This window comes from Cupriavidus sp. FW305-F7 (genome assembly GCF_058782875.1).
In genome coordinates this window covers 65938-77866 of record NZ_JBYSYC010000001.1, presented here as the reverse complement: position 1 = coordinate 77866, position 11929 = coordinate 65938, and the positions used below count along the sequence as shown (strand labels likewise).

The 11929-nt window shown below is 65.1% G+C and carries 11 protein-coding genes; 5 read left to right on the top strand and 6 right to left on the bottom strand.

Annotation, left to right across the window (positions count from 1 at the left end):
* Window positions 1–19 precede the first annotated feature (19 nt).
* Together AC3WL8_RS00365 and AC3WL8_RS00360 are read right to left on the bottom strand one after the other, a co-directional pair.
* On the bottom strand, window positions 20–1396 hold the full coding sequence (locus tag AC3WL8_RS00365) for a DUF1329 domain-containing protein (RefSeq protein ID WP_492377691.1): 1377 nt from the start codon (window positions 1394–1396) through the stop codon (window positions 20–22).
* A 22-nt stretch (window positions 1397–1418) separates the two neighbouring features.
* A complete protein-coding gene (locus AC3WL8_RS00360) occupies window positions 1419–3047 on the bottom strand; it encodes a DUF1302 domain-containing protein (protein WP_492377690.1) in 1629 nt (542 codons plus the stop codon).
* A 411-nt stretch (window positions 3048–3458) separates the two neighbouring features.
* Here AC3WL8_RS00360 and AC3WL8_RS00355 point away from each other — a divergent pair, with 411 nt between their 5' ends.
* Window positions 3459–4220, top strand: coding sequence for an enoyl-CoA hydratase/isomerase family protein (locus AC3WL8_RS00355; protein ID WP_492377689.1), 762 nt, complete (start codon window positions 3459–3461; stop codon window positions 4218–4220).
* A gap of 52 nt (window positions 4221–4272) precedes the next feature.
* Here AC3WL8_RS00355 and AC3WL8_RS00350 read toward each other — a convergent pair whose 3' ends face one another.
* From AC3WL8_RS00350 to AC3WL8_RS00335, 4 genes are read right to left on the bottom strand one after another with little or no spacing between them, the layout of a single operon-like run.
* The gene (locus AC3WL8_RS00350) at window positions 4273–5073 is read right to left on the bottom strand and encodes a DUF2889 domain-containing protein (RefSeq protein WP_492377688.1); all 801 of its coding nucleotides are present in this window, start codon (window positions 5071–5073) and stop codon (window positions 4273–4275) included.
* A 28-nt stretch (window positions 5074–5101) separates the two neighbouring features.
* Window positions 5102–5572 carry a bacteriohemerythrin gene (locus AC3WL8_RS00345; RefSeq protein WP_492377687.1) on the bottom strand — a complete coding sequence of 157 codons (471 nt, stop codon included), beginning with the start codon at window positions 5570–5572 and terminating at the stop codon, window positions 5102–5104.
* Window positions 5573–5614: 42 nt separating this feature from the next.
* On the bottom strand, window positions 5615–7135 hold the full coding sequence (locus AC3WL8_RS00340; protein WP_492377686.1) for a class I adenylate-forming enzyme family protein: 1521 nt from the start codon (window positions 7133–7135) through the stop codon (window positions 5615–5617).
* A 57-nt stretch (window positions 7136–7192) separates the two neighbouring features.
* On the bottom strand, window positions 7193–7843 hold the full coding sequence (locus AC3WL8_RS00335) for a glutathione S-transferase family protein (protein WP_115015594.1): 651 nt from the start codon (window positions 7841–7843) through the stop codon (window positions 7193–7195).
* A gap of 246 nt (window positions 7844–8089) precedes the next feature.
* On the opposite strand from AC3WL8_RS00335, the gene AC3WL8_RS00330 reads away from it, so the two are divergent.
* Genes AC3WL8_RS00330 through AC3WL8_RS00315 form a run of 4 tightly spaced genes read left to right on the top strand, consistent with a single transcriptional unit; the run spans window position 8090 to window position 11858 of the window.
* A complete protein-coding gene (locus tag AC3WL8_RS00330) occupies window positions 8090–8908 on the top strand; it encodes an enoyl-CoA hydratase/isomerase family protein (protein ID WP_492377685.1) in 819 nt (272 codons plus the stop codon).
* A 45-nt stretch (window positions 8909–8953) separates the two neighbouring features.
* Window positions 8954–10378, top strand: a complete 1425-nt coding sequence (locus AC3WL8_RS00325) for an aldehyde dehydrogenase family protein (RefSeq protein ID WP_492377684.1) — start codon at window positions 8954–8956, stop codon at window positions 10376–10378.
* Window positions 10379–10434: 56 nt separating this feature from the next.
* The gene (locus AC3WL8_RS00320) at window positions 10435–11478 is read left to right on the top strand and encodes an NADP-dependent oxidoreductase (protein WP_492377683.1); all 1044 of its coding nucleotides are present in this window, start codon (window positions 10435–10437) and stop codon (window positions 11476–11478) included.
* Window positions 11475–11858, top strand: coding sequence for an EthD domain-containing protein (locus tag AC3WL8_RS00315; RefSeq protein ID WP_492377682.1), 384 nt, complete (start codon window positions 11475–11477; stop codon window positions 11856–11858). The genes AC3WL8_RS00320 and AC3WL8_RS00315 overlap by 4 nt, the downstream gene beginning before the upstream one ends.
* Window positions 11859–11929 lie beyond the last annotated feature (71 nt).

The window sequence follows — 11929 nt, the reverse complement described above, 5'->3', positions numbered from 1 at the left end:
TGCGTGGATTGCCGGCAGGTCAGCGTCCGCTGCGCGCCTGCATGGCGTCCGGCACGAACTTGGAGTTGGCGTGCGGCTTGTCGAGGATGAACCAGCCGAGGTTGGGGCCGTCCCCCGCCGCGGAGGCGATGGCATAGGCGCCCGTCGACAAGTCATACGTCCAGTACGGCCACGACCACGGCACCTGCTTGTCGTAAAGCTGGGTCATGCCCATGAAGGTGCCCTTGTAGATCTTGCCCGCATGGTCGTACATGTCGGCCACGCCGGCGCCGGACCAGTCTTCGTCGATATAGAACACGCGCTTGCTGTAGACGTGACGAGCGCCCGGCTTGAGCGTGGCTTCCACCACCCACACCCGATGCAGCTCCCAGCGCACGAAATCCGGGTTCATGAACTTCGGTCCGAGCAGTTGATCGCTCTTGACGTTGAAGTGGACATCGTAGGTGCTGTACGGGATGTACATCTCTTTCTTGCCGACCAGCTTCATGTCCCAGCGATCCATCTTGCCCGACAGCATGTAGGCGTCGTCATAGACCATCACACCACCAGCCGAGGCAATCGGCGTGTCGTAGGAGATGTCCGGTGCGAGGCGGACGCGGCGCGTGCTGGCCGAGTAAGCGTAAGCGCGGCGCGGCTTGTCCTCGAAGTCGGTGTTGTCCTGCCACACGTTGGCGTCGCCCACGGCGCGGGTCGGGCCGGTGAAGTTCAGCGCCATGCGCAGGAAGGACTGCCGGTCGACGTTCTTCGGCCAGTCGGCCGGCCAGTTGTATGGATAGTCCTGGTCGTACTGCACTTCACCCGACTGGACGATCTTGCCCGAGCTGTCCACGTAGATATTGCGTACCCAGCCCTTGGCCGCCGTGCCGACGTAGCGCAGTTGCTGGTTGTACATGACCTCCAGGCCGTCCTTCGGAATCGGGAACGGGATGCCGCCGTCGGCGCCTTCGACCGCCATGCCATCCTTCCCGAGCTTGGCCGTGGTGGCGTTGCGTGCCGTCTTGTCGAGGAAGAATTGTGGCCAGTTCGCCGTGCGGTGCGTCTTGTAGACGTCCATCTTGTAATCGGGGAAGCGCTTGAAGAGCGCCTTGCTCGCCTCCGAGAGCTTGTCGGCGTACTTGTCCATGTTCGCCGCGGTGATCGTGAACACCGGCTTCTCGCCGGCGAACGGGTTCACCCACTTGCCCGAGTCCCTCTTGAAGCCGGACGGATCGAGGCTGGTCGGCAGGCCTCCTTCGTAGGCGGGGATGGTCCCGTCCTTGTTGGCGGCCTTCTCGGCGCCGACGGCAGTCAGCGTCGAGCCCAGTTGCTTCGCCTGGTCGGCGCTCACGGCGGCATGCGCGGTGCCGGCAATCAGCGCCAGCGATGCGATGACGGCGATCTTCGATCGTAGTTTCATGTTGTCTCCTTCTGTCTGCACGTCAGAACGACGTTTGATAAGTCAGCATCAGGTTGGCCTTGTCGTTGTACGGCGCCCCCAGCACCAGACCGCGCGAGGGGTCCGTCTTGCCGTGGTAGTAGTTGAACGACAGGTCGATGAAGTGACGCTGGTACACCGCGGCGGACAGACCGACCTTCACGGTCTGCGCGCCTTCGAAGCCGCCGCTGTTCGTCGGCGCCGATCCCTTGAAATTGATGGAGTAGAACAACGGCATCGAGAGGTCGACGCCCGGGAACACTTGGGTCCACGTCGGCGTAAAGGACACGCCGAACGTCCAGAACGTCCCCGTCGAGCAGCCCGCGACGATGTCGGTGGTGGCGCACCCGGCCGCCGCATTGCCGTTGCCGCGATAAGCCGCCGCGTTATCCGTTACCTTGACCAGACTCGTCATGGCGAGTTCGGTCGCCAGCGCTGCCGACGAGAACACCGGCGACTGGCCGAATGTCTTGACGCCATTCAGCAGCGCATGGAATGTTTCGCCGCGGGCACCGTAGGAGTCGGACCCCGCCTGGCCCCGGCTGTTCAGCGGCATGTTGGTGCGGTACGAGACCTCGCTGCCAAGCGAAACGCCGCCCACCACCTTCGCCAGGCTCAGGCCGTACAGGTTGACGTCGCGTGCATAGACGGCGCGGCGCAGGCCGGTCGTCGTATCGAGCTGCGATGCCCAGGGGTTCTTTTCGTCGAAGTTTCGGTAGTACATGCCGATGGTGCCCTGGTCGAGCCAGTCCGGCCGCCACCGCGCCGACAGGCCGATGTCGCCGCCCTTCCCGTTGACGGCGCCTTCGCGCCCCACGTTCGGCCCGAGCAGGATGGTGTCGGCGGCGCCGAAGTAGGTGCCGCCTTCCGGCAGCCGGTTCGTGGCCCAGCTAAACGTGTACTGCCCGGCAACGCTGACCTCGTCCGTGAGTTGCGCGATCGCCGACATCTGCCAGACGGGCAGCGCGGTTTCCTTGGCTGAGGCGCCCGGATTGGCCACGGCCTTGTTCGAATCAGACGGTGCTTGCGAGTAAGCCACCGAGTTGGTGCTCCCGAACAAGCCCTCGCCCCAGATCACTGCATGCTTGCCGAGGCGCACATCGACCGGGACCGTGCCGACGTCCGCGCGACCGAAGACGAAGGCGTCGAGGACTTCGCCCGACGGGCCGCGGTAGTACCGAGTGACCGGCGACGTAAAGCGGTCATTCACGTATGCGGACGGATTGTTCGTATGCGCGGCGTTGCTGCCGTAGGAGGCGTCGTACCAGGCGGCAGTACTGACGCGCGCGCCGAACTCCTTGTACCGCACGTCCAGTTCGCTCAGCCAGTCGAGCCGGTTCGTGAAGAAGTCGCCCTTCTTGAAAAGCGAATTGCTTTGATCGAACGGAAAGCCGGCCGCGTTGTTGATGCTATTGCTCGCATTCTGCAGGCGGTTGCCAAGGCTGTAGCGCAGCGTGTTGTCCCAGCGGAACTTCACGTCCGAATCGCCGGTGTCGAACTCCATCGACAGGGCTGGCACCGTGACCATCACCAGGGCGCCTGAAAGCGCAATCCGAAGGCCGGCATTGAGACGGCGACTGCCGCCCATTCGCCGGCAGCCATCACCTTCCCTTCTGTTCACAATGTCTCCCATCACTTTGTCTCCCACCCTTTTAAATTCGATTCCTGTGCAGACCGCACATTTCTGAATTCACTTCTTGTCTCTTTCCGGACTATTTCCGCGATGGTGCAATGGGTATCGATGCGAGATCGCGGGTAATGCTGGAAGTAGGTTACTGAGGGATGGCGCGTCAAACGATCGTCCCTTTCGACGATTTCCCGCGCGTGCTACAAGGTGGGTATGAACGGTCGACGACGTGGCGAATTACTTCGCTTCCGTCAAGGTGTCTGGCGGTCGTAACACTCGTCGTTTTCGACGATTTCTCGCGGTGACACGTGATTTCTCGATACGCGGTATTCAATCCGACATAGGATTCGGAATCCGCGGCAGGTCGGAATTTCCGCATTGCCGTGATGCACAATTTCCACCATTGGAGACAGAACGATGAACGAGCCATCTCTGATCAATCATCGGCCATTCGACGGCGTGGTCCAACTGACGATCAACAGGCCATTCGCGATGAATGCCGTGACAGTCGAACTGGCGGATGCGCTGGCGGTTGCGCTGCACGACGCCGCCACCGACGCGACGGCGCGCGCTATCGTGCTGACCGGCGCGGGAGAACGGGCCTTCAGCTCAGGCTACGACATCAAGGAAATGTCAGGCATGGACGCCGACGCCATGCTGCTGGCCGCCGTCCATCGTTGCCCCGTCATACGGGCAATCGCCCGGCACCCGAAGCCGGTGATCGCCGCGATGAACGGGCTGGCGCACGGCGTCGGCGCGCTCTATGCGATGGCGGCAGACATCCGTGTCGCGTGCCACGAAGCCAGCTTCCGCGTCGCCGCTGCGGTGCATGGCGCTGCCGAGGGCGCCTGGCAGCTTCCGCATATCGTGGGGGCGGCGCGCGCCAAGGAAATCCTGCTGACCGGGCGGGTGGTGGGTGCCGAGGAGGCGCTGGCGATCGGCCTGTATCACGAAGTCGTGCCACGCGAAGCGTTGTTGCAGACTGCCCTGGAGAAGGCGCGGCAGATTGCCGCAATGCCGCCACTCGGCACGCAATGGGTCAAGCGCCTGATCGACGAGGGCATCGGCCGCAGCCTGGATGATCAGTTCCACGCCGAGCAACTGACGCTGGCCACTGTCATGCGCCCGCCCAGCGGCCGGGAGACGTTCGATACATTCCTGAGCAAGCGGCGAGACTGAGTGCAGTGGCGCGCCCCTGGGATTCGCACGGGCGCGCCTGTCGCGCCTCCGGCTACCGCGTCTGGCCTGGCCGGAAGAACGTCAGCACGTCGCTGACCGAATCCTTGTCGAAGCGGCGCATCGTGGCAAGCCGGACCGCCTCCCCATAGCGCGCCGCCTGCGAGCCATAGCATGTCCCCTCCGGCGGTCCGGACAAGGCCGCCTTCATGCCAACCGTGGCTTCCATGTCGATCTTCTGTCCGCGTGCCACGAACAGCGCCTTCTGCATGATGAAGTAGTGCTCATGCCGGTCAGCGGGCACATTGGTGCGCACCCACGACATGAATCCCCTGAACACGCTCAGCCCCCGGCATGCCGCCGGCGCCACGATCCGCTCGTCGTTCTCCATCGTGAAGCTCAACGTCGGCACGCCGTTCACGCTCAGCGTGGCAACGACCATATCGTCGCCCTGGCTGTCGGGAACGACCACGTCGTAGCGGCGGTCTTCCCTGTCGTGCCAGGCGTGCGTCGCGGCCAGGCGGAACATGTCGAACATGTGCGTGCATTGCTGGCTGGCGTCCGTCTGGCGGGCAATGTCGAACAGGCTGTCCGACAGCCGGCTGCCCACCATGACCTCCAGCGCGTTACCCGCGCCCGCGCAACTGGTGAGCGGCTGCCGGTGCCACGCGCTGCCGACGCTGGTCACCACGCCATCCTGGTGCGTCAGCGAAATCTGGAAGGCGTGGCCAATGTCCTCCATCGCCAGGCAGACCTGTCCCGGTGACGGGGTGCTGATCTGCAGGGACCGCACGTAGACACCGTTTCCGTACTCCGCCCGTTGCGGCATGGTTCGCAGGCTTGCGTCAGTAGTCATCTTGGTTCTGGAATCTTCCGGCATGGGGCTATATAGACAACTCGGCCTCGCCGTGGCCGAAGCTCATGTGGCGGCGCAGGACAACCGGCTTCCCGCCATGCAGACGCTTAACCATCCAGTGCGCCAGGGCCGAATCGAGATGAGTGGTGTGGCCGGGGAACCAGTCGGCAAGGTGCGCGACAAAGTCCCGGCCGATGGCGACGTCCCCCTCCTGCACCAGCGCCAGCACGTCCCGCGCCGACTTCAGGACGGCCGCATGCTCGTCGATATGGCAATCGCGCGGCGGGAAGTCGTGCTGGACCATGAGCGCGTCCTCAGCATCGAAGTGCTCCTTCAGGTGCTCGTGGAGGCGCGCCAGGCCGTCCGCGAGGTCTTCCTCGGCGCATTGCGACAAGGACGCGATCTGCGCCACGAATTCGCGATGCACCGCGTCCATCGGCTCGTAGCCAAGGAGCAGGTTGTCATTCCAGGCCAGTTCGTCAACGTGCTCAGCGGACATCTTGTTCTCTGTCAGGGGGACGGGTGGTTTGGAGTCGCGCCGTCAGCGCACTTTCGGCAATGTAAGGTGCGCATCGGCGTACTGTTTGCGCAATTCCGGCTTGGAGATCTTCCCCGCGGCGAGGCGGGGCAGCGGCTCGTCGCGGACCGCGACGTAGCGCACCACCTTATAGTCGCTAAGATGCTTGCAGCAGTGGGCGATCAGCGCTGGTATCTCGATGCCGCCCGGCGCGTAGATCGCGGCCATCGGCGTCTCGCCGAAGCGCTCGTCCTTCGCCGCGATCACCGCCACCTCGTCGACCCCCGGGAATTCCGAGATCACCCGCTCCACCTCCGCCGCGGAGATGTTCATGCCGCCGGAAATGATGATGTCCTTGATGCGGTCGAGCATGGTCAGCAAGCCGTTCTCGTCCAGCACGCCCAGGTCGCCCGTGCGCAGCCAGCCATCGACCAGCACCTGCGCGGTGGCCTCCGGATCGCACCAGTAGCCGACCATGACCGCCGGTCCCTTGATGACGATCTCGCCCGGCACGCCAGGCGGACAGAAATTGCCGTCGGCGTCGATCGTGGCGATGCGCGTCAGCGGCATGCCACGCCCGCATTTCTCCGGGAACTTGACTGCATCGGCAACGGGATTGATGGTGGCGCAGCCGCCGGCTTCGGTCTGGCCGTACATCTGCTGGAAGACCAGCCCCCGCTGCATCCACGCTTCCAGCAGTTGGCGGGAGACCCGGGCTCCGCCCGACTGCAACATGCGAATCGACGACAGGTCGGTCGAAGCGAAGGACTCGCACGCAACCATGCGCTCGAAGAAGACCGGCACGCCCATCAGGATCGTGATCCGGTCGGTCTCGATGCGCCGGAGAGCCTTGGCCGGGTCAAAGCTGTCCTCAAAGTAGGCAGTGCCGCCATACACCAGCATTTCGGTCAGCACGTAGTAGCCCGCCGAGGTACACAGCGGACCGAACACCATCACGCGCGGGTGCTCGACCGCCCGCGCGGCTGCAAGCGCGAGGTCCGCGAAGCCGCCGAGCATGGTGCGGTGGCTATAAACCACGCCCTTCGGGTATCCCGTGGAACCGCTCGTGCCAATGATGACGACCGGCGTGTCGGGACCGATCGCCGGGTCGCGTGGCCGGCCCGCCGGCGTCGCGTGACGAAAGCGGCTGATCTCGTCCAGCGGCAGGATGCCGATGCCTGGCGCCGTCTCGCCAATGGCGACCGCATTTTCCGTCCGATCCTGGTCGTGGAAGATGAAGCGGGGCTCATAGCGGCCGACGACATGGCTCGCCTCGCTAAGCGTAAAGCGCGGGTTTACCGGCGCCAACAGGCCGCCCGCGCGCATTACCGCCTGCGACATCACGCACCATTCGAGACTGTTGGTGGCATAGATGCTGACCCGATCGCCGGCCTGCAGTCCGAGCCCGACCAGCCAGTCACACGCAGCGTCCGCCCAGGTGCCGAGTTCGCCATACGTCACCCCGTCGTGGCTGGTGACAATCGCCAGTTCGTCCCGGCGTTCCGTCGCCCACCACTTGATGGCGTCGATCAGCGTACCGTTCATAAATCTCCTCTCAGGCCCCGGTTCACCAGGTGCTTTCTTTTCAATTCCAGCGCAGGATCAGGCGGATGCCGCCTCGGCCTGCCGGCTCGACCATGCCTTCTGCACCTGCTTCGCGGCCTTGAAGGCAGGACGCTCCTGCAAGCGCGCCCAGTATGACAGCACCGCCGGCGGCAGGTCCGGTTGCAGGCCGACCAGCCGGCTCAACAGCAGCGCGTAGCCAACGCTGATGTCCGCCGCGGTGAAGCGGTCGGCCACCAGATAGTCATGCTGCTGCAGCGCCGATTCCACGAGGGCGAGGCGGTTGAAGAAGAACTCCCGATAATCCGCCACGACAGCCGGCTGGCGCCTCTCCGGCGGCTCGAAGTATGCGTAGCGCATCAGCGTCGCCAGCGGCGTGGTGAGCGACGCCTCGCCGAAGTGCAGCCAGTTCAGCCACTGGCCGTAGTCTGCATCGTCGCGCGCCACTGCTAGGCCACCCGACGGATAGCGGGTCGCCAGGTACTCCAGGATCGCCGCCGATTCGTTCAGCGTCGTCGCGCCATCCTGCAGGCAGGGAACGGACCCAGTCGCATTCACCCGCAGGTACTCCGGCGCGTGGATCCGGGGCGGGAAATCCATGATCTTCGCCTCGTAGGGCAGCTTCATTTCCTCCAGCAGCCAGAGGCAGCGGAACGATCGCGCGTCGTTGCAGTGGTACAGGGTGATCAAGTTCGTGACTCCTTCTTTCTGGCGGATTTGCGGGGAAGTTCGACGGAATTAGAGCACGGCGCCGCCGCCGGCCCGATCGTCGAAAGCGACGATTGCCAGTGCCGAATGCACAAACCTAAGATGCCTCCACAACGCAAGTGGAGTGCCGCCGGCCGCTGCCTGTGAAGCGCATCCCGCGTCGCCTTTCCCCGAGGGGGGCCCGCGCCGCCTGGCGCACCACGTTGATCTTCCAGAAGCGAGGATTGTATGGATCAGAACGAGATCCTGATAGACAAGAGCCGACCGGGCGTCGCGGTGCTGACGCTGAACCGCCCCGAACGCCTGAACGCACTCAGCCAGCAGACCGTCCGCCGGCTTTCCAACGCACTCGACGAACTGTCCCGCGACGAGAAGGTCCGGGCAATCCTGCTTACCGGCGCGGGCCGTGGCTTCTGTGCCGGATGGGATCTCTCCAGCCCTCTGACCGACAGTTCCGGCGGGCCGATCGAGGCGCCGGCCTCAGTGACCGACTACTACCGCGGGCAGCAACTGTTCGCCGGCATGGTCCGCCGCCTGCGCGCAAGCCCCAAGGTCATTATCGCCGCGATCAACGGCGCCGCCGTGGGTGCGGGCTTCGCGCTGACGCTGGCGGCCGACATCCGGCTGGCGTCCCGATCCGCCGCGTTCCATGTCGGCGCGGTGCGGATCGGGCTCACCGCCGGGGAATGCGGCATCAGCTATCACCTGCCCCGCCTCATCGGCGCTTCGCGCGCGTTCGAGATCATGCTGTCCGGTCGTCCCGTGCAGGCGAGCGAGGCGGAGCGCATCGGCCTGGTAACCGCCGCGGTCGATGACGACCAACTGCTGGAGCAAGCCCTGGAGACCGCCGCCCTCGTGCTGCGCAACAGCCCTTATTCGACCCATCACACCAAGCAGCTCATGTGGGCCAACCTGGAAGCCGGCAGCCTCGATGCGGCGCTGGAAGTGGAGAACCACGCCCAGGTGCTGGCCCTGATGACCGAAGACTTCCACGAAGCGTCCCGCGCCTTCGCTGAGAAGCGAACGCCGGCATTTACCGGCCGGTAAGGCCGCCCCTCTGAACCGATCGCCCGACTCGATGGAGACGGAAGCATGGACTTCTTTTCCGATTACACCCTGACCATTGGCGGCAAGGCACGCGCGACGGCGCGCAGCCTTGACGTGAAGAACCCCGCGACCGGTCAGCCGTTCACGGCCGCGCCGGCCGCCTCGGCACAGGATCTCGACGACGCCGTCGCCGCCGCACAGGCTGCGCTCCCGGCCTGGAAGGCGTTGCCGATCGCGGAACGCCGGAACGTCATCAACGCGGCGGCCAACGAGATTAAGGCGCACGCCGACGATCTGGCGCGCCTCTTCACGCTGGAACAGGGCCGCCCGCTGGAGGCCGCCCGTCAGGAAATCCTGTTTGGCTCGTCCTGGCTGAAGGCCGTGGCGAAGCTAGACCTGCCGGTCGAAGTGGTCGAAGACACGCCTGCGCGGCGCGTAGAAATCCACCACGAACCGCTCGGCGTAGTCTGCGCGATCGTGCCGTGGAATTTCCCCTTCCTGCTGGCTACGTGGAAGATCGGCCCGGCCTTGCTCGCCGGCAACACGATGGTGATGAAGCCGTCGCCCTTCACGCCGCTGCTAGCGCTCAAGCTCGCCGAGCTGTGGCGTGAAATCCTCCCGCCCGGCGTCTTCAACGTCCTCTCCGGCGGCGACGAACTCGGCCCACTGATGACCGCCCATCCGGGCTTCGCGAAGATCTCGTTCACGGGTTCGACGGCCACCGGCAAGCGGGTGATGGAAGCCGCCGCGCGCGACCTGAAGAGCATCACGCTGGAACTGGGCGGCAACGACGTGGCGATCATCATGCCGGACGTCGACATCGACCAGGTCGCCCGGGAAATCTTCCACGGCGCCTTCTACAACAGCGCGCAGGTGTGCGTGGCCACCAAGCGCCTGTACATCCACGACGATATCTACGACGCCCTGCGCGACCGGCTGCACGCACTGGCACTGGAAGCGAGAGTCGACGACGGCATGAAGCCGGGCACCCACTACGGCCCCGTCCAGAACGAACCGCTACATCGCCGCCTCCTGGGCCTGATCGACGAAGCCCGCGCCGAGGGCCTGACGCTGCTCACCGGCCGCGAGACGCCCGACAACGGCGGCTACTTCGTCCCGCTCACGCTGGTGGACAACCCGCCCGAGCATGCGCGCGTCGTGGCCGAGGAGGCATTCGGCCCGGTCCTGCCGCTGCTCCGGTTCACGGACGTGGAAGACGTGATCCGCCGCGCGAACGACAGCAACTACGGCCTCGCCGGCGCCGTCTGGTCGAAGAACGTCGACAACGCGGTAGCGATTGCGAAGCGCCTCGAAACCGGCACGGTCTGGATCAACCAGAACTTGCAGAACGCGCCGCACATCCCGTTCGCGGGGCAGAAAGAATCCGGCATTGGCGTGGAAAACGGCATGGAGGGGCTGAAGTCGTTCACCCAGATCAAGTCCATTTTCATTCCCAAGGCACAGGCCTGAGGGGACGTCCCGCAAGGAACGACGCCGGCTGCCGGGCAGCCGGCCAAGGAGAAGCAATGAGTGTGCAAGAGCCCGCGCTGCGCTGGCAACTGAAGCGCCGCCCGAAGGGCGCCATCGAACCGGAGGACCTGGAACTCGTCGCGTACCGGCCGGCACGGTTGGCCGAAGGCCAGATCGAGGTCCGCAATATCTACCTCTCGCTCGACCCCACGCAGCGGATCTGGATGAGCGACCGGGAACAGTATCTGCCGCCGATCGAAGTCGGCAGCGCGATGCGCGGCACGATGGTTGGCGTGGTCACGGACTCCCGCTCCGAACGCTTCAAGGCCGGCGATCTCGTGCAGTTGGGCCTAGCCGGCTGGGAAACACTCAGCGTCACCGATGCGCGCATGGCGCGGCCCGTCAGCCCCCTGCCGGGTGTGCCGCTGACGGCCACGCTGAGCGTGCTGGGCGCCACCGGCCTCACCGCCTGGTTCGGCATGACGCGCGTGGGACAGGTCAAGGCCGGCGACACGGTCGTGGTCTCGGCCGCCGCCGGGGCGGTCGGCTCCGTTGCCGGCCAAATCGCGAAGCTGCGCGGTGCACGCGTGATCGGCATCGCGGGCGGCAAGCAGAAATGCGACTGGCTGACCGGCGAACTCGGCTTCGATGGCGCCATCGACTACAAGCGCGAAGATGTCGGGGCAGCGCTCGACCGCCTCTGCCCCGACGGCATCGACCTCGACTTCGAGAACGTGGGCGGCGCGATCATGGAAGCCGTCTACACGCGCATGAACACCTTTGGCCGCATTGTCCTGTGCGGCATGATTTCCAGCTACGAAAAGGATGGCCCGGTGCCGGGACCGGCCGACTTCTCGCGCATCCTGATGCGGCGGCTGCGCATCGAGGGATTCGTCGTTGTGGATCACCTCCCGAAGGCGAAAGAGGCGTTGACCGAGCTGGAGCCCTGGGTGGCCGGCGGTCAGATCCAATGGCGGGATCACGTCGTGCCGGGCATCGAGAACGCGCTGGAAGCGATGCAGATGCTGTTCTCCGGCAAGAATGACGGCAAGCTGCTGCTCGGCATCACGCAGGAGCCGGACGGGAGGGCCCGGCCATGATCAAGATCGTCTTCTGCCTCCGGCGGCTCGCGTCCCTGAGCCGGGCGGAATTCCAGGCCTACTGGCGTGACATGCATGCGCCGCTCGTCGCGGAACATGCGCCGACACTCGGCATCGAGCGCTACGTCCAGTGCCATACCCTCGACAACGCCACCTTCGCCGGTTTCTCGCGCAGCCGTGGCGGCCACCCGCCGTTCGATGGCGTGGCCGAACTATGGTTCTCCGAAGTGCCGGCCGGCCCCGTAGAGGAGCGTCGGCGCGCCAGCCAGATCCTGCTAGATGACGAGCACCGCTTCATCGACCTGCCGGCCTCGCCGATCTTCTTCACGCGGGAACATGAAGTGCTGAAGGATTTCATCGACCTCCGCGCGCATCGGTGATGCGTTGCGCGCCTGTTTGCCTGTGTGCCGACCGTGTCGGCACATTCCATCCTCCCCCCCGCCCAATCCCG

Bases quoted from the DNA above. Each gene is read 5' to 3' on its own strand.
- AC3WL8_RS00360 (WP_492377690.1), bottom strand. From the start codon at position 3,047: ATGGGAGACATTGTGAACAGAAGGGAAGGTGATGGCTGCCGGCGAATG.
- AC3WL8_RS00345 (WP_492377687.1), bottom strand. From the start codon at position 5,572: ATGTCCGCTGAGCACGTTGACGAACTGGCCTGGAATGACAACCTGCTC.
- AC3WL8_RS00340 (WP_492377686.1), bottom strand. From the start codon at position 7,135: ATGAACGGTACGCTGATCGACGCCATCAAGTGGTGGGCGACGGAACGC.
- AC3WL8_RS00315 (WP_492377682.1), top strand. From the start codon at position 11,475: ATGATCAAGATCGTCTTCTGCCTCCGGCGGCTCGCGTCCCTGAGCCGG.
- AC3WL8_RS00365 (WP_492377691.1), bottom strand. From the start codon at position 1,396: ATGAAACTACGATCGAAGATCGCCGTCATCGCATCGCTGGCGCTGATT.
- AC3WL8_RS00355 (WP_492377689.1), top strand. From the start codon at position 3,459: ATGAACGAGCCATCTCTGATCAATCATCGGCCATTCGACGGCGTGGTC.
- AC3WL8_RS00325 (WP_492377684.1), top strand. From the start codon at position 8,954: ATGGACTTCTTTTCCGATTACACCCTGACCATTGGCGGCAAGGCACGC.
- AC3WL8_RS00330 (WP_492377685.1), top strand. From the start codon at position 8,090: ATGGATCAGAACGAGATCCTGATAGACAAGAGCCGACCGGGCGTCGCG.
- AC3WL8_RS00320 (WP_492377683.1), top strand. From the start codon at position 10,435: ATGAGTGTGCAAGAGCCCGCGCTGCGCTGGCAACTGAAGCGCCGCCCG.
- AC3WL8_RS00350 (WP_492377688.1), bottom strand. From the start codon at position 5,073: ATGACTACTGACGCAAGCCTGCGAACCATGCCGCAACGGGCGGAGTAC.